The sequence below is a fragment of the Cronobacter turicensis genome (assembly GCF_041222865.1).
In the GTDB taxonomy this organism is placed as follows: Bacteria; Pseudomonadota; Gammaproteobacteria; order Enterobacterales; family Enterobacteriaceae; genus Cronobacter; species Cronobacter turicensis.
On sequence record NZ_CP165997.1, the window covers coordinates 2,820,154 to 2,837,231 of the forward strand.

Below are 17,078 nucleotides of genomic sequence, written 5' to 3' on the forward strand. Positions count from 1 at the left end.
CCTTACACCGTCAGCACAACGCAGCTGTCCGCGTCCCAGCACAGGCGAACTTCATCGCCCCAGGTGGGCGCGCCTTTGCGGTAGCGGTGCGCGTTCTGCAACTGCGCGCTGATCATCTGCCCGCTGTGCAGCCGCACGTGGTAGATGGAGAGATCGCCGAGATAGGCGATATGCACCACTTCGCCCACGCCGAAGTTAAAGCCATCGGCAGGCGGCTCGTCGCAGAGCATCACTTTCTCCGGGCGCAGCGCGACGTGAACCGGCACGCCGTCCACCACCGAGGCGTCCGGGTCCACTTTCAGCGGATGCACCAGCCCCGGCGCGTCGATGATTAACCCGTCGTCGCGACGCTCGCGGAGCAGCCCGTCGAAGACGTTCACCGAGCCGATAAACTCCGCGCTGTAACGGGTGGTCGGGTGTTCGTAAATCTCTTCCGGCTCGCCTATCTGCACAAACTTGCCGCGGTTCATGATGGCGATGCGGCCCGCCATCGTCATGGCTTCTTCCTGATCGTGCGTCACCATCACGCAGGTCGCGCCGACGCGCTCAAGAATATCCACCACTTCGAGCTGCATACGGTCGCGCAGCTTTTTATCAAGCGCGCCCATCGGCTCGTCGAGCAGCAGCAGTTTCGGGCGTTTGGCGAGGCTGCGGGCCAGCGCCACGCGCTGACGCTGGCCGCCGGAAAGCTGGTGCGGCTTACGCTTCGCGAACTCCTGCATATGCACCAGGCCCAGCATTTCCTCGACGCGGTTGGCTATCTCCGCCTTCGGCAGTTTGTCCTGCTTCAGGCCGAAGGCGATATTCTGCTCAACCGTCATATGCGGAAAGAGCGCGTAGGACTGGAACATCATATTAATGGGACGCTGGTAGGGCGGCACGTGGGAGAGATCCACGCCGTCCAGAACAATCTGCCCGGCGGTGGGAATTTCAAAACCCGCGAGCATGCGCAGAAGCGTCGATTTTCCGCACCCGGAGGCGCCGAGCAGCGCGAAAATTTCGCCTTTATAGATGGTCAGGCTGACGTCATCGACGGCGTGCTGGCCGTCGAACGATTTGGTCAGGTTACGGATTTCCAGCAGCGGGGTCAGCGCCTTGCGGGGTTTCGCCTGTGGGCGGGGAATAGCGTCGTTCACTACATTGCTCTCCGGCAAAAAGCAAAAGTACCTGTGCGGCCCGGTTGCCGCACAAATGGCAGAACAGAGGCGCGTGTCCTCTGTTCTGTTGTGGGGCAGTTGCACCGCCCCGATGCATACCGTTTACGGTAAAACGGCCTTATTTACCGCTTTTCACTTTGGTCCAGGCGCGGGTTCTGACGCGATCCAGCTTCGGTTCCTGCACTTTAAGCGTAAAGAGCTTGGCCATCACGTCCGGCGGCGGATAGATGCCCGGATTGTCACGCACTTCTTTACTTACCAGCGGCGTGGACGCTTTATTGCCGCTCGCGTAGTAGACGTGATCGCTGATATGCGCCATGACGTCCGGACGCATCAGGTAGTTGAGGAACTGATACGCTTCGTCTTTGTTTTTAGCGTCCGCAGGCATCGCGAAGACGTCAAAGAACGCCAGCGCGCCCTCTTTCGGAATGGTGTAGGAGATGTTGACGCCGTTCTTCGCTTCTTTCGCGCGGTTCGCCGCCTGCCACACGTCGCCCGCCCAGCCGATCGCCACGCAAATGTCGCCGTTCGCCAGATCGTTAATGTACTGCGAGGAGTGGAAGTAACGGATATTCGGACGCAGCTTCAGCAGCAGATCGGTCGCCGCGCCGCTGTAGTCGTCCGCTTTGCTGCTGTTCGGATCTTTGCCGAGGTAGTTAAGCACGGTCGCGAAAATTTCTTCCGGAGCATCCAGGAAAGAGACGCCGCAGCTTTTCAGTTTTTCGAGGTTTTCCGGTTTCAGCACCAGATCCCAGCTGTTCAGCGGCACATCGGTGCCAAGCGCGGCTTTCACTTTGTCCACGTTATAACCGATGCCGGTGGTCGCCCACAGGTAAGGCATCGCGTATTTGTTATCGGGATCGTGCTTCGCCACCAGCTTGAGGATTTCCGGATCGAGGTTTTTCCAGTTCGGCAGCTTGCTCTTATCCAGCGGCTGGAACACGCCGGCGGTGAGCTGGCGCTCAAGGAAGCTTGCAGACGGCACGACGAGGTCAAAACCGGTGCTGCCCGCCATCAGTTTGCCTTCCAGCACTTCGTTGGAATCAAACACGTCATAGACGACTTTAATGCCGGTCTCTTTGGTGAAATTGGCAATCGTGTCCGGGGCGATATAGTCGGACCAGTTATACACGTGCAGCGTTTTCTGTTCAGCCGCCAGGGTCGTCGCGCTAACGGCCATCAACGCACCGGCAACCACACCCGATAACCATTTTTTACTCTGGGTGGACATATCTGTTTTCCTTCTGAATAAAGGGTAAAAGTCCGCATCGGCGCGAACTAAATTTACGCAATTAAACATATGCAAGATTCATGCATAGATGGTCATTCTGCGCAGAAAAAAGAGCGCGGCTCTCCGGCAGACGTTGCACGCTGTATGCAGCTTCGCAAGGATAACTGTAGCCTGACCCCGAGGCTATAGCCCGGAATAAAAAACGCCTTTTAACAATTTTTTAGTCAGATTTGGTCTACGTGATAAGCCAAAAGGGCAATGTGAGCGGTGATTTATGCTATCGCAACAGTTTATATACAGAATAATAAATGGAAATACGCAGTCGCCCTGGTGGCGACTGCGCTAAAAGCAGGCGGGATCAGTGAAGAAAATGGTTATTCACTTCGGGTTCCCCTTTTTCGTCCTCTTCGGGGGAATAAACCAGCTGGTGCGCGCGGGCTTCCATAATCACCATCGAGGTCTGCTGTTCGCTCTGGCGGTAAAAGGCTTCGAATTGTTCAACCGTTACGCCCACTTCCGCGAGCAGCGTCTGACAGACCACCAGCTTCGGCAGGTTATCATCCTGAATATCGAGAAAGGCTTTTAAGGTCAACGAGCCGGCATTGATGGCCGAGAGATCGGCGGCGACCGTCAGCAGCGCTGAGGGCTTGATTTCCGCCATCGCGGAAAACATCACCACGTTATCCACCAGGTCTATCTTGGCGTCGAACACGCCTTCGAAATTCTGCATATGGGGGAGATGGAGCGCCTGGCAGGTATCACACTCGAAAAAGCTCACGCCGAGGTTATCGAGCCAGCGGCGCAGGGTGTCCAGCGTTGGGACGACGAGTGAATCCATAAAACCTGTAGCCTCTTGTAGTCAACAAACATGTCAATCGGATAGCTTACGCAAAAAACGGACGTTATACCATGACGCCGGATCAACCGCCGGTTTTGAGGCAGTAGTCGGGCCGCGCGTGGCGCTCTATCCAGCTAATCATTTGCCCGGCGATATCCAGCCCGGTCGTTTTCTCGATGCCTTCCAGGCCCGGCGACGCGTTTACTTCCATCACCAGCGGGCCGCGGTCGGCACGCAGAATGTCGACGCCCGCGACGTCAAGACCGAGCGTTGCGGCGGCTTTGATGGCGATGTCGCGCTCGCGCTCGCTTATCTCCGCGATACGCGCCACGCCGCCGCGGTGCAGATTCGAGCGGAAATCGCCCTCTTTCGCCTGGCGTTCAATGGCCGCGACCACGCGATCGCCCACCACCAGGCAGCGGATATCGCGCCCTCGGGCTTCTTTTATATACTCCTGCACGAGGATATGCGCGTTCAGCCCGCGAAAGGCGTCAATCACGCTTTCGGCCGCCTGACGGGTCTCCGCCAGCACCACGCCGATGCCCTGCGTGCCTTCCACCAGTTTCACCACCAGCGGCGCGCCGCCCACCATATCGATAAGATCGCTGGTGTCGTCCGGCGAATGGGCGATGCCGGTGACCGGCAGATCGATGCCCTGACGCGCCAGCAGTTGCAGCGAGCGCAGCTTATCGCGCGCGCGGGTAATGGCGACCGATTCATTCAGCGGATAACTGCCGAGCATTTCAAACTGGCGCAGCGCGGCGGTGCCGTAAAAGGTAATGGCGGAGCCAATGCGCGGGATCACCGCATCGAAATGCGGCAGCTGACGGCCTTTATAATGCACGCAGGACGCCGCGGGGTTGATGGTCATATAGCAGGAAAGCGGATCGAGAATTTCCACCTGATGGCCGCGTCGCGTGGCGGCTTCGCGCAGGCGTTTACAAGAATAGAGCGTACCGTCCCGGGACAAAATGGCGATTTTCACCCTGCACCTCTCTGAACACGTCTTGTGAAAACCGGCCTATCATACACTCCCCCGCGCGGGCGGGGGAATGCAAAAAGGCTTAGCGCGTTGCCCAGCCTTGCTTATGCAGATAGTCGAGAATAAACGGACGATTCTCTTTGATGATGGTGCGGCGGATCTGATCGCTCCAGGTATCGCGGCGGGCGTTGCTGTCGCGATGCATATAGTAGCTGGCAATCTCTTCGTCGTACTCGGCGAGCAGTTCGCGATCGACCGGCTGATAGCGGTTTTCATGCACCATCAGACCCGCCGGCATACGCGGTTTCACCTGCGGATCGTCCGCCGGCCAGCCAAGGCACAGGCCAAACAGCGGCAGGACATGTTTCGGCAGGCCGAGCAATTCCGTCACCGCTTCAATACTGTTACGAATACCGCCGATGTAAACCCCGCCGAGACCGAGCGATTCGGCCGCGACCAGCGCGTTTTGTCCGAGCATCGCGGTATCCACCACGCCGAGCAGCAGCTGTTCGGCCAGCCCAAGCTGCGCGTCCGGACAGATTTGCAGATGGCGGTTGAAATCCGCGCAGAAGACCCAGAACTCGGCCGCTTTCGCGACGTGCGGCTGGCCGCCGGTCAGCGTCACCAGTTGCTCGCGCATCGCGCGGTCGGTCACGCGGATAATGGAGCTGCACTGAAGGAAACTGGAACTGGAGGCGGACTGCGCCGCGTGGATAATCGCTTCACGCTGGGCGTCGCTGATGGGCTCATCGGTATAATGGCGAATGGAACGGTGCGAGCAAAGCAGCTCAATCGTTGGCGTCATCACGTTTTCCTTATTCCTGGTGTGTTGAAAAGCAAGCCACGGGCTCGCTCCAAAACTCATCAGTATAATCGTAATGCGCCAGATGGCGGTTAACGGAACGTTGCGTTTAGAAAGGAAAGTGAAACCGGCCGTTACAGCCGGCGTCTGCCGCTCCTGCGATGGCGTAGCGTGAGCACGAACAGCCAGCAGAGCGACCCGATAGAACACCAGAACAGCGCGCTGAAAATCCACGCCAGCTCCTGCCAGATGGAGCGCCCTTCTCCACTCCACAGATGCAGAATAACCAGACAGATCGGCGCGGCAAGCAGCGCGCCCAGCAGCGGCTTAAGCTCGCGGCCTCGCCGGGCGCAGAGACCCGCCACCGCGCCTGGCAGCATGAAATATAAAATGCCTAAATCCATCGATCCGCAGACCGGCGGCAAAGTGCCTGGCACCATTTTTTGCGCCAGAAAAACGGCCAGGAACAGAATAAAACAGCAGACGGTCGCGGTCCGGCTATGACGTCGCATCAACAGATATCCCCCTGATAGTGCCTGTATCAACCTGATATCCTCTCCGCCCGTGCGGATGTTTAGTCAGATAAAGCATGGCGGCAGTCCGTGCCTCGTAATTAACTGCGGGTAATAGAATATTCTTGCTGGCCGATACTATACATAACGATTAAACTAGCGGCGGCTAAAAGCTTATGCAGACGAAATAACGGCGCCGGAAAAAGCGCACTTCCGGCAAAACATAAGCAAAATCCTAGCCCAGAAGCCTCTCCTTTTCAACAACTTACTGGTAAACAAGAAGTTAGCCTCCGTGAATATAAACGTCGCAGATTTGTTAAACGGGAATTACATCCTGTTATTATTTGTGGTGCTGGCGCTCGGCCTGTGTCTTGGTAAATTACGCCTGGGTTCTGTGCAACTGGGTAATTCCATTGGCGTTTTAGTCGTTTCATTATTATTAGGCCAGCAGCATTTTTCGATTAACACCGACGCGCTTAACCTCGGCTTTATGCTGTTTATTTTTTGCGTCGGCGTTGAAGCCGGTCCCAACTTTTTTTCTATTTTCTTTCGCGACGGTAAGAATTATCTAATGCTGGCGCTGGTGATGGTCGGCAGCGCCCTGCTTATCGCGCTCGGCCTTGGCCGCGCGTTCGGTTGGGATATCGGCCTGACCGCCGGGATGCTGGCAGGCTCGATGACCTCCACCCCCGTGCTGGTGGGCGCAGGCGATACATTGCGCCACGCGGGAATGGAAGGCGCGCAGCTCGCCCAGGCGCTGGATCACCTGAGCCTCGGCTATGCGCTGACATACCTTATCGGTCTGGTGAGTCTGATCTTCGGCGCGCGCTATCTGCCGAAGCTGCAACACCAGGATCTGCAAACCAGCGCCCAGCAGATTGCGCGCGAGCGCGGTCTCGACACCGACGCCAATCGCAAAGTCTATCTGCCGGTTATCCGCGCCTATCGCGTGGGGCCGGAACTGGTCGCCTGGGCCGACGGCAAAAACCTGCGCGAGCTTGGCATTTATCGCCAGACCGGCTGTTACATTGAGCGCATCCGCCGCAACGGCATTCTCGCGAACCCGGACGGCGACGCGGTATTGCAGATGGGCGATGAGATTGCGCTGGTAGGCTACCCGGACGCGCACGCGCGCCTCGACCCGAGCTTTCGCAACGGCAAAGAGGTGTTCGACCGCGATCTGCTCGACATGCGCATCGTCACCGAAGAGATCGTGGTGAAAAACCACAACGTGGTTGGCCGCCGTCTTGGCCAGCTTAAGCTCACCGACCACGGCTGCTTCTTAAACCGCGTCATCCGCAGCCAGATAGAGATGCCGATTGACGACAATATCGTCCTTAACAAAGGCGACGTCTTACAGGTGAGCGGCGACGCCCGGCGCGTGAAAACCATCGCCGACCGCATCGGGTTTATCTCCATTCACAGCCAGGTGACGGATCTTCTCGCCTTCTGCGCTTTCTTTATTGTCGGCCTGATGATCGGGATGATCACCTTCCAGTTCAGCTCGTTCAGCTTCGGCATCGGTAACGCCGCCGGTCTGCTGTTCGCCGGGATCATGCTCGGCTTCCTGCGCGCCAACCACCCGACGTTCGGCTATATCCCGCAGGGCGCGCTGATGATGGTGAAAGAGTTTGGCCTGATGGTGTTTATGGCGGGCGTGGGCCTGAGCGCGGGTAGCGGCATCGGCCACGGCCTCGGCGCTGTAGGCGGCCAGATGCTCTGTGCGGGCTTAATCGTCAGCCTGCTGCCGGTGGTGATTTGCTTCCTGTTCGGCGCGTATGTGCTGCGCATGAACCGCGCGCTGCTGTTTGGCGCGATGATGGGCGCCCGCACCTGCGCACCGGCCATGGAGATTATCAGCGATACCGCGCGCAGCAACATCCCGGCGCTCGGCTATGCAGGCACCTATGCGATAGCCAACGTTCTGCTGACGCTCGCCGGTACGCTTATCGTCATCATCTGGCCCGGCACATAAAAAAACGAGAAATTTTGCAGATGGCGCGAACTTTTCCCAAAAGCGCCAGTCTCAATTAGTGCCACTGCTTTTCTTTGATGTCCCCATTTTGTGGAGCCCATCAACCCCGCCATCTTGGTTCAAGGTTGATGGGTTTTTTGTTGCCTGGGGTTTATGCTTTTAACATTTAATTAGTTACCAGATCGCTTTTGGACGGATGGCGACAAAGCTGCGGCAGCCCTATGCATTAACGCCGGGAAGCATTTTCCGTCTTCTTGAGCATGATATTAACCAGGAGATTTACGGGCTACCCGGCTACCTCTCAGCCATTCCGTCCGCCCTGCTCAACGAGTCCGCCACGCTTTTTCGTCGCAAGCATTACATCAATCGCAGCCATGCAGGATTCATCATGTATATGACAGATGCCGCGTAGAATCAGGAGGACGTCAATAACATCCACCACGCCATGAAAAGCGCCAAGGGACCGGGCAACTTTCGCAACCTGTTCATATACTCGCCTGACGGTAAAAAGGGCGGTATTCAGATCATCCCGCTGTCAGAGGTCGCGGCAAAGGATGAGTTTCTGAATATCAAGAATGTGAGCCGGGATGACATGATGGCAGCGCACCGCGTACCGCCGCAGATGATGGGGATCATGCCGAGTAATATCGGGAGAGGTTGGAATGTGGAGAAAGCGGCAAACTTGTTTGTATGGACCGAGTTAACTCCCTTACAAAAACGCTTTTTAGAAAAATTTTAAGGATTAAGCGGGATATTGTACGATTTTTACCATATGGTCTAGCTATCAAAATCGAGGGGGCTACGCCCCCAAGTTAGGCACGTTCATTTTTTACCAGCCATTACAGGCTGATATTTTTTCTTTGAATTAGCAGATTCGCTGATAATCTTGTCAAATTTAGTCTTTTGCAATTCTATTTTTTGAACCTTCTTTTCAAATTCAAGACTAGTTGAAGAAGTTTGAATCGCAGCGACAATAAATCGACGACCTGCTTTGGTTTTAAGTAAATCGGGATGATAAGAAAGAACTTGCTCTTTAAACTGAAGTTTATTAATCTTTCTTTCAGCGCCTTTTTCAGTCAACTTTCCGCATTCCAATAAAGCCAAAAAAACTTTTGCCCCATCAGAACTTAACGCTCTGGGGTATTGATTGAGAAGTTCTCGACCAGATAAATAGATTACACGCTTGCTTGGTGTGCTTTTCTTTTCAGCCGCTTTCCTTGTTCTATGAATGTTCATCTGTCATTCCTCATAACACCCTAAATTCATTATTATACTAGCTATTTTATAGCATTTTTTCCAATGTTTTACACACCGGCGTTAGTCCTTTGCTATCCCGTCGCCTATCCTGCTGATTGTACTCATAACCCTTATCGATGTACCTTTCGACAACATCCTTTATGGGGTTTTGTATAGTAACCATTTTTGCATGTATACTTTCCGCATATTGTTCCGCGGATTGAATCGCAATATCTAAAATAAAGCTTTTTAAGGGATGAGTATTATCTGGACTGCCTTCCAAATATCTTATATTCACATTGATGCCATGCCTAGACCCTGTGCAAAAAAGCATTCCGCAAACTTGATCCTCAGACAAAATAGATAGAGCAAGCCTCCATATTTTTTTCTTTTTCTTACCGATTATTGCACGCCAGCTCCATCCAACCTTTCGCTCAGATTTTGTTTCCCACTCTCTTTCAACAAATAATAATTCCGAATCTGAAATTCTTTTTACTTTTACATTTAATGCCACTAATTCAGTGTTATTGCTAAGAAGATAATTGATGGCAGCGATTGCTTCATTAACCTGTTCTGCATGCTCCTTAATTTTTTGAAAATACTTTGCATCAAACATATTTCCATTCCGTTTAATGAGAAACCAGTGTAAATCATAACCTCAAACACTATAAAGATAAACATATGTATTGTATCTTGAGAGTTTACGCGCGCTCGTATAACCGCCACGCCAGCCAGCTTTGAATAGTTGTTTTCACGCAGTTGCATGACGAGCCGAAAAAGACGCCAGTTCGGGTGGTTCAAACCCGCTACGATCATTTTTAGATTATGCGAATCTATGCGTACTTCGATGCTTTTGATGCACATTACTCCTTCGAAGTCCGCTAGCCATCCCGCAAACTCAGAGTATCTAAACTTTGCGTTGAGCTGACTTCTCGCATTCAATAATTTAAAACTGATCCTTATCAAGCACTTGGCTATGTGGTTAAATCATACACTGACATTTCAACTTCACTCATGAAGGAAAAACATGGAAGCGAATGATCCTGGCAAGCTGATATGGCATGTTGCCTGTGATGAATCAGGTATAGATGGTCAGCGGTTTTATGGATTTGGCAGCTTATGGATGAAGTATCAAAGGCGTGGCGATTTCGTGCGAATCATTCGTGAGCTTAGAGAAAAGCATAACTGTAGTGATGAAATAAAGTGGCAAAAAGCTCATTCAAAACGAAATGCAGCTTTTTACCATGATTTACTTGAAACCTTCTTTAAGCATCCATGGTTGGCATTCCACTGCATCATCGTTGAAAAATCAAAAGTTGAAAAGTCCTTCCATGGCGGTGACTACGATTTGGCAATGCGTAAGCATTTTGGCAAGTTGATTGAAACTAAAATTGCTAACGTTATCAAGGCTCACCCTGACAGAGAATGCGAATTCCGTATTGAAGTAGATCCCCTTCCATCACGTTATAAAAAAGCTGATGAGGCGTTTGAAGTCATAACTAACCACACGTTAGCAAAAAGATTTGGACGGAAGAATATCATTAAAAGTGTCGTTACGAAGGATTCAAAATCTTCTGAGCACATTCAAATTGCAGATTTTCTTCTAGGAGCAGTGATGTGTGCTTATCAAGGTAAAGCAACTTCAGAAGCAAAACTAGCAGTAGCAAACAAAGTTGCATCTTATCTGGGGTGGGATTCACTCATGTATGACACATGGCCAAAAGAACGCAAATTCAATATTTGGCTTTTTTTTGACAGGTCAAAAGGGCCAAGGGATATACTTACGCGAGATGTGAATTTGAAGTATGCGTTGCCAAAGCCTAAAAATTAGAGCTGACCTCACAGCCGGCACGGTTGGAGTCCCAGTCGCTCGACGAAGTTACCAACTAGGCGGTATCAACTTTCGGGGGGCCGCCTCTAATTCCCCAAAACCATAAATTCATTCCATTAATCATAGCGGTTTATAGTTTTAAACTCAACAAAATACATAAAATTCATGTCGTAAGGTACATTGTGCTAATGTTGCTGCTTTTAAAAAAGGAAGTCACTATTGTGTACTCTCATTCTGACCTACTTAATATTCGCTCAGCTTAGTTGACCTGCTTTCAGTGTTTAATACAACCGTCAGTTAATAGCGTCGGCTTGTTCACGTCAATCTCATTGTTTCGCCAGCCTGCTATAGTTCGGATGGCGTATATTAATGATAGTTCAGCACTTTTTGTTCTATCGCATGACAGTCCTGAAAGCATGTTTATTGGCATTCCAAATCAAAGTGAACCTTATGCTTTCCTTCTGCACTGCAGGCAGACTATTTCTCCACTCCCTCATATAACCACCGTCCCGCCTTCACCGACTCCACAAACATCCTTATTGTTAAAGGCGGTTTATCCTGTATCACGGGCTTGCGTGAAAACCATCCCGAGGTTTTCCATGGATAGTAGACGGCCAAATCGAAGCTACCGCGCTCTGTTCCGAAGTGGCTAAAAAGCGCCTGCGCCATCTCGGCGATATCCTCGGCTTCAAATGTTTCCTGCAAAGGGCTGTCGATATCATGCTGTTGTGTTTTAAGTGTAAAAGACGTCACCCGCGGCAATTCTTTTAAGATCATTGCCTCAATCTCTTTATCAGATACTGTCTTCATCCGCTCCCGTCCTTATTGCGCACAAGTGTATTAAAGCGAAATGCCGTTGGGGGGATTTTGCATCATTTTAATTAGGCTTAATTGACCAGAAGTATCTTTCTCGGTTTCGTGTATTCAGTTCCCCTCACCCCTCCCCCACAATTCTCCCCACCATACTGCGGATGGTTTCGCGGTTCAGCGGCTCGCGGTCGACGACGTAGTGCAGCGTCATCCCTTCCACAAACGCATCGAGCGCGCGGGCGGTCGCCGGGTCGAACCAGGTTTCGAGCGTCTGCTGGCTGCGGCGCATCCAGTCCTGCATGATGATTTTGAGCTGCGGCTGGCGGCTCGCATAGGCGTAGAGCTGGTACATCAGCTCCATATTTTCAGGCGTCGTCACCTGCGCGCCGCAAATCAACGCCGTTAGCGCCTCGCAGGCCTCCTCACGGCTCTGAGCCTGCGCCATCAGCGCCTGATACTGGCAAGACATGCTTTCGGCGAAACGCGTAAACGCCTCGGCCAGCAGCGCCTCCAGCGTCGTAAAATAGTAGGTGACCGAGCCCAGCGGCACGCCAGCCTCCAGGGCGATTTTGCGGTGCGTAATATGATGAAAGCCATGCGCCGCGATACAGGCCAGCGTCGCTTCCAGGATACGCTCGCGGCGTTGCGGGTCGTTTTGTCGTGTCGCCATAGGGTGTCGAATTCTCAGCCGGAAAGCATTTTCTGTATGTGTACAAATGTACACAACCTTGCTACGTTTTAAAGGTTCTTTTTCACTCTCCAGGCGAATGGGCTATGTCATCCGACGTGAATCACTCTTCCGCGCTGCGTCACCGGACGTGGGCGCTGTTTCTGTTTTTCTTTCTGCCGGGCCTGTTGATGGCCTCCTGGGCGACCCGCACGCCGTCCATCCGTGACGTGCTGGCGGTTTCCACCGCCGGAATGGGCATCGTGCTATTCGGGCTTTCGGTCGGCTCCATGAGCGGTATTCTCTGCTCCGGCTGGCTGGTAAAGCGCCTCGGCACGCATACGGTTATCCGCAACGGTATGGCGCTTGGGGTTATCGGGATGTTGCTGATGGCGCTCGCGCTGTGGTTCGCCTCGCCGCTGCTGTTTGCCAGCGGGCTGGCGGTGCTGGGCGCGGGCATGGGCTCCGCCGAAGTGGCGCTCAATGTCGAAGGCGCGACCGTCGAGCAGTTACAGAACAAGACCGTGCTGCCCATGATGCACGGCTTTTACAGCCTCGGCACGCTGATTGGCGCGGGCATCGGCCTGAGCCTGACGGCGTTTCATTTCCGCGCCGATCTGCATCTCGCGATTGCCACGCTGATCACCGTTATTCCGATTATCATCGGGCTGCGGGCTATCCCGAAAGGCGTCGGCATAGAGACGAAAGAAGCGCGCCAGCAGCGTCCTGCCGGTCATATCCCGTTCTGGAGAGACACCCAGTTGCTGCTGATTGGCCTGATTGTGCTGGCGATGGCGTTTGCCGAAGGCTCCGCCAACGACTGGCTGCCGCTCCTCATGGTGGACGGTCACGGCTTTAGCCCCACTTCCGGCTCGCTGATTTACGCTGGTTTCACGCTCGGCATGACGCTCGGCCGCTTCTTTGGCGGCTGGTTTATCGACCGCTACAGTCGCGTTAACGTGGTGCGCGCCAGCGCTATTATGGGCGCGCTCGGCATCGGGCTGATTATCTTTGTCGATAACCCGATTATCGCGAGTGTGTCGGTGCTGCTGTGGGGCCTGGGCGCGTCGCTCGGCTTCCCGCTGACGATTTCGGCAGCGAGTGATACCGGGCCGGATGCGCCGGTGCGCGTCAGCGTGGTGGCGACGGCAGGCTATATCGCCTTCCTGGTGGGCCCGCCGCTGCTCGGCTTCCTGGGGGAACATTACGGATTGCGCAGCGCAATGCTGGTGGTGTTGTCGCTGGTGGTGCTGGCGGCCATGGTGGCTCGCGCGGTGGCGAAACCCGCTACGCCTGTGGCGTCAGCGTCCGGGCAGGCGCGTGACGTTATTTAAGCAGCGAGAGCACGCTCTCCGCCTGCTGGTTCGCCTGCGCCAGCACGGCGTTACCGGCCTGTTGCAGGATCTGCGACCGGCTGAGGTTGCTGGCTTCCTGCGCGAAATCCGCATCCTCGATGCGGCTGCGCGCGGCGGTCGTGGCGACGGTCTTCTGCGCCAGCCCCGCCTTCGCCGAATCGAACGTATTCACGAGGCTCCCGTAGGTGCCGCGGTACGCGCTCACGGTATCCAGCGCGTGATCGATGGCGTCTATGGCCTGCGACGCGCTCTGCTGGTTATCGAGCCGCGTAACGTCAAGGCCGAGCGTTTTGGTGTCCGAGGGCGTGCCGGGGATCGTTTTATACTCCACCGCCTCGCCGTAGTCCGCGCTCATGACGATGTCGGTATCGGTGCTGACCGGCCCGTTATCCGGCGGATCGGTGGGCTTCGGCAGCTTACTCCAGGTCATATCGCCATAAAACGAGCCGTTGCCGACCACCATGATGATCACATCTTCCGTCACCTTGTCGATCGAGAGCCGTTCCAGATAGTTTCCCGGCGACACCGTCCCGTTGTTGGCCCAGCCCGTCGCGGGCGTCTCATAGCGATCGCCGTCGCCGCTGTAGGTGATGGTCATGCCGTTGTACTGCTTCACCGCGCCGCCGCTAACATTGTACGTGGCGGGCCCCTGCGTCAGGTTCGCGTCGCTGTAGCTGGCCCCCGGCAGAAAGCCATTATCGGTAGAAATGATTTTGGTGTTCGCCGTCGCGGTACTGTTCACCCCGTTATTGGTCCAGGTGAAATCGCGGGTGGGGCCGTTCACCGGCGTGCCGACAAGATGGCTGCCATCACGGCTGAACAGCTGGATATCGTCATCCATCCAGCCCGAGTTAATCGTGAGCGTAATGTTGGTCGCGCCTGCCGGAATGTAAGCCAGCGGCACCAGTCCGGACGAAAAGGTGTATTGCTGACCAGGCACCGGAAAGCGCTGGTTGATAGACGGAATATTACCGAGCTGCGGCGCGGGCGGCGGTGGGGATGCCGCGGGCGCCAGCGGATATTTGCCGAAAATCGTCGTCCCTGTGGAAATGGCGTCAATCTGCTCTCTTATCTCGCTGTATTCGGCGGAAATCGCCGCACGATCGCTCGAATCCAGTGTGCCGGTCGCCGCCTGAACAGCCAGCTCTTTGGCGCGCGTCAGCAGATCGGTTACTTCGGAAAGCGCGCCTTCCGCCGTCTGCGAGAGGCTGATCCCGTCGTTCATGCTGCGCGAGGCCACATCATTCGCCCTGAGCGTGGCGGACATACGGTTGGCAATAGCCTGCCCGGCAGCGTCATCTTTCGCGCCGTTAATGCGCATGCCGGAGGAGAGCCGCTCGATGGACTGGCTTAAGCTAGCGGCCGTTTTTTTCTGCTGCGTCAGGACATTGCCGGACATCAGGTTGTTGAAGATAGTCGCCATAGGGTTGCCGTTTCGCACGTCGGAGAGTCGTTAACAAGGCTACTATCGGCCCCGGGGCAATTTAGCTTTAGGTCTAAATTTGAATTAAGTGAAAATCCTTTTAATAACCAGAGCTTATGTTAACAGGCCATTATCCGCACTTTTACCGTGTCTGGCCTGGTAAATCCTTAAGGAGCGTTTATGACAGTTAAGTTAATCGCCGTGGATATGGACGGCACGTTTTTACGCGATGACAAGACCTATCACCGCGAGCGTTTTCTTAAGCAGTACGCCGCCCTGAAAGCGCGCGGCATCCGTTTTGTCGTGGCGAGCGGCAACCAGTACTACCAGCTGACGTCGTTCTTTCCGGAGATAGCCGATGAGATAGCCTTCGTGGCGGAAAACGGCGCGTGGGTGGTGTGCGAAGGCGAAGATGTGTTTAACGGCGAGTTGAGCGATGAAGAGTATCGTCACGTCATCGACCACCTGATGACGCTGGACAATCTGGAAATTATCGCCTGCGGGAAAAACAGCGGCTACACGCTTAACCGCTACGACGAACGCTTCAAAGAGATGGCGTCGCGCTACTACCACCGCCTGGCCTTTGTCGACGACTTGCACGGTATCAACGACATTTTCTTTAAGTTCGCGCTCAACCTGCCGGATATCCAGTTGCTGAAACGAATGGACGAGCTGACCGAGGTGTTTGAAGGCATCGTGGTGCCGGTCTCCAGCGGTCACGGCTCTATCGATCTCATCATCCCTGGCCTTCACAAGGCGAACGGCATTCAGATGCTGCAACAGCGCTGGGGCATTGCGGACAGCGAGGTCGTGGCGTTTGGCGACGGCGGCAATGACGTCGAGATGCTGCGTCATGCCGGGTTTGGGTTTGCGATGGACAACGCGCCGGAGGCGATCCACAAGGTGGCGCGTTACCGTGCGCCCGCCAACAATCGGGATGGCGTGCTGGAGATTATCGACAAGGTGCTGAACGGCGATGCGCCATTCGCCTGAGGCGACGGCCCGGACGGGCCGTCGCCTAACGCGTTAGCCTTCCGGGCGGGTGCCGACGGTTTTGTCCTTCAGGAAAATCACCATCAGGCCCAGCCACAGCAGCCCGCTCGCGAAGTTAAACAGGTTAAACAGCGCGTTGCCGCCGCCAATCCAGGCGTGCTTGCTGACCTCAATGCCCACCGTGAAGATGGTCATCTGCAACATGCCCATCGCCGCGGAGACGGTGCCTTTGCTGATATCGCTGGCAAAGAGCGTCAGGCGCACCAGGCCCGCGTTGGCAATGCCGATGCCAAAGGCGTAAATACTTAAGCCCGCCGTCATCCAGAGATAGCTATGGGATGAGATAACCGTCGCGAGCGCCGCCAGCGCCAGCCCGGTCACAATCGGCCAGCCGCCCATCACAATCAGCGAACGCACGGCGCGCCGCGCGGTGAGTTTCGCCAGCACCAGGTTGCCGATAATCAGCGCGCCGAAAATTGGCACCTGCAACAGGCCATACTCATAGGTGCTCATCTGCTCGCCGCTGATAATAATCACCGGCGACTGCGCTATCCACGCCAGCAGCGGCAGGCTGACGAAACCTATTGCCAGCGCCCCGGACACAAACCGCAGGTTCTTCAGCACCGCTTTATAGTCGCGGCCCAGCTCGCGCAGCGACAGCGTCTCGCCAAGCCGCGTGGCCGTCTCCGGCATGGCGCGCCACAGGCCAACGAAAGAGATAGCCGCCAGCGCCGCGAACAGCACAAACATCATCTCCCAGGGCGCGGCGTGCACCCAGGCGGCGCCCACCAGCGGCCCGAGCAGCGGCGCTATCAGCGCCACGTTCGCCATCAGCGCGGTGATTTTGATGCACACCGCCTCCTCAAACGACTCCTGAATCGCGGCATACCCTACCGCGCCGATAAAGCACAGGCTGATACCCTGCAAAAAGCGCAGCACGGTGAACTGTTCAATGGTCTGGGCCAGCAGCGTGGCGAGGCAGGTGACGATAAACCACACCACGCCCGCCAGCATCACGGGGCGTCTGCCGATACGGTCAGACAGCGGGCCGAGCAGCCACTGTAAAAACATGCCGCCCGCGAGATAAGCGGTCATGGAGGTGGGCACCCATTCGACGCCCGCCTGATACTGTTCGACGACCGCGAGCATGCCCGGCTGGATCATGTCGTTGCCGATATAAGTCGAGAATTCGTAGAGCACCAGGCAGAGCGGGAACAGCAGCGCCTGGCGTCCGAGACGTCCGGTTCGGTTTGCGTGAGTTTGCAT

The 17,078-nt window shown here is 55.1% G+C and carries 16 protein-coding genes and 1 pseudogene; 5 read left to right on the forward strand and 12 right to left on the reverse strand.

What is annotated here, in order from left to right; genetic code table 11:
* Positions 1-2: 2 nt before the first annotated feature.
* The 6 genes from potG to ybjM form a co-directional block, all read right to left on the reverse strand.
* Positions 3-1,136, reverse strand: a complete 1,134-nt coding sequence (potG, locus tag AB8W27_RS13460; RefSeq protein ID WP_105581804.1) for a putrescine ABC transporter ATP-binding subunit PotG — start codon at positions 1,134-1,136, stop codon at positions 3-5.
* A gap of 139 nt (positions 1,137-1,275) precedes the next feature.
* Positions 1,276-2,388, reverse strand: coding sequence for a spermidine/putrescine ABC transporter substrate-binding protein PotF (gene potF / locus AB8W27_RS13465; protein ID WP_041923378.1), 1,113 nt, complete (start codon positions 2,386-2,388; stop codon positions 1,276-1,278).
* A gap of 358 nt (positions 2,389-2,746) precedes the next feature.
* Positions 2,747-3,226, reverse strand: a complete 480-nt coding sequence (locus AB8W27_RS13470) for a YbjN domain-containing protein (protein WP_015740670.1) — start codon at positions 3,224-3,226, stop codon at positions 2,747-2,749.
* Positions 3,227-3,308: 82 nt separating this feature from the next.
* Positions 3,309-4,211 carry a 30S ribosomal protein S6--L-glutamate ligase gene (gene rimK / locus AB8W27_RS13475; RefSeq protein ID WP_015740669.1) on the reverse strand — a complete coding sequence of 301 codons (903 nt, stop codon included), beginning with the start codon at positions 4,209-4,211 and terminating at the stop codon, positions 3,309-3,311.
* A gap of 79 nt (positions 4,212-4,290) precedes the next feature.
* Positions 4,291-5,013, reverse strand: a complete 723-nt coding sequence (gene nfsA / locus AB8W27_RS13480; protein WP_007768667.1) for an oxygen-insensitive NADPH nitroreductase — start codon at positions 5,011-5,013, stop codon at positions 4,291-4,293.
* A gap of 131 nt (positions 5,014-5,144) precedes the next feature.
* Complete coding sequence (ybjM, locus tag AB8W27_RS13485) at positions 5,145-5,522, reverse strand: inner membrane protein YbjM (RefSeq protein ID WP_015740668.1); 378 nt, start codon at positions 5,520-5,522, stop codon at positions 5,145-5,147.
* 292 nt (positions 5,523-5,814) lie between these two features.
* Here ybjM and AB8W27_RS13490 point away from each other — a divergent pair, with 292 nt between their 5' ends.
* Together AB8W27_RS13490 and AB8W27_RS13495 are read left to right on the forward strand one after the other, a co-directional pair.
* Entirely contained in the window at positions 5,815-7,497 is a 1,683-nt protein-coding gene (locus tag AB8W27_RS13490) for an aspartate:alanine antiporter (protein ID WP_007768664.1), read from the forward strand.
* 214 nt (positions 7,498-7,711) lie between these two features.
* Positions 7,712-8,313, forward strand: a pseudogene (locus AB8W27_RS13495) (phage portal protein); the annotation flags it as partial.
* A gap of 6 nt (positions 8,314-8,319) precedes the next feature.
* Here the strand turns inward: AB8W27_RS13495 and AB8W27_RS13500 are convergent.
* Together AB8W27_RS13500 and AB8W27_RS13505 are read right to left on the reverse strand one after the other, a co-directional pair.
* Positions 8,320-8,733, reverse strand: coding sequence for a hypothetical protein (locus AB8W27_RS13500; RefSeq protein WP_015740665.1), 414 nt, complete (start codon positions 8,731-8,733; stop codon positions 8,320-8,322).
* Positions 8,734-8,779: 46 nt separating this feature from the next.
* Positions 8,780-9,349, reverse strand: a complete 570-nt coding sequence (locus tag AB8W27_RS13505) for a hypothetical protein (RefSeq protein WP_041923377.1) — start codon at positions 9,347-9,349, stop codon at positions 8,780-8,782.
* Between the two features lie 411 nt (positions 9,350-9,760).
* Here AB8W27_RS13505 and AB8W27_RS13510 point away from each other — a divergent pair, with 411 nt between their 5' ends.
* Complete coding sequence (locus AB8W27_RS13510) at positions 9,761-10,564, forward strand: DUF3800 domain-containing protein (RefSeq protein WP_015740662.1); 804 nt, start codon at positions 9,761-9,763, stop codon at positions 10,562-10,564.
* Positions 10,565-11,041: 477 nt separating this feature from the next.
* On the opposite strand, the gene AB8W27_RS13515 is transcribed toward AB8W27_RS13510, so the two are convergent.
* Together AB8W27_RS13515 and AB8W27_RS13520 are read right to left on the reverse strand one after the other, a co-directional pair.
* Complete coding sequence (locus AB8W27_RS13515; RefSeq protein WP_015740661.1) at positions 11,042-11,374, reverse strand: DUF1493 family protein; 333 nt, start codon at positions 11,372-11,374, stop codon at positions 11,042-11,044.
* Positions 11,375-11,498: 124 nt separating this feature from the next.
* On the reverse strand, positions 11,499-12,044 hold the full coding sequence (locus AB8W27_RS13520; RefSeq protein WP_007768661.1) for a TetR/AcrR family transcriptional regulator: 546 nt from the start codon (positions 12,042-12,044) through the stop codon (positions 11,499-11,501).
* Between the two features lie 104 nt (positions 12,045-12,148).
* On the opposite strand from AB8W27_RS13520, the gene AB8W27_RS13525 reads away from it, so the two are divergent.
* Complete coding sequence (locus AB8W27_RS13525) at positions 12,149-13,375, forward strand: MFS transporter (RefSeq protein WP_015740660.1); 1,227 nt, start codon at positions 12,149-12,151, stop codon at positions 13,373-13,375.
* Here the strand turns inward: AB8W27_RS13525 and AB8W27_RS13530 are convergent.
* Positions 13,368-14,819: a flagellin gene (locus tag AB8W27_RS13530; RefSeq protein ID WP_007768658.1), complete on the reverse strand. Its 1,452-nt coding sequence runs from the start codon at positions 14,817-14,819 to the stop codon at positions 13,368-13,370. The two genes, AB8W27_RS13525 and AB8W27_RS13530, sit on opposite strands and share 8 nt — an antisense overlap.
* A 180-nt stretch (positions 14,820-14,999) precedes the next feature.
* Between AB8W27_RS13530 and AB8W27_RS13535 the strand changes: the two genes are divergently transcribed.
* A complete protein-coding gene (locus AB8W27_RS13535) occupies positions 15,000-15,812 on the forward strand; it encodes a Cof-type HAD-IIB family hydrolase (RefSeq protein WP_015740658.1) in 813 nt (270 codons plus the stop codon).
* A 33-nt stretch (positions 15,813-15,845) separates the two neighbouring features.
* On the opposite strand, the gene AB8W27_RS13540 is transcribed toward AB8W27_RS13535, so the two are convergent.
* The gene (locus tag AB8W27_RS13540) at positions 15,846-17,078 is read right to left on the reverse strand and encodes an MFS transporter (protein ID WP_015740657.1); all 1,233 of its coding nucleotides are present in this window, start codon (positions 17,076-17,078) and stop codon (positions 15,846-15,848) included.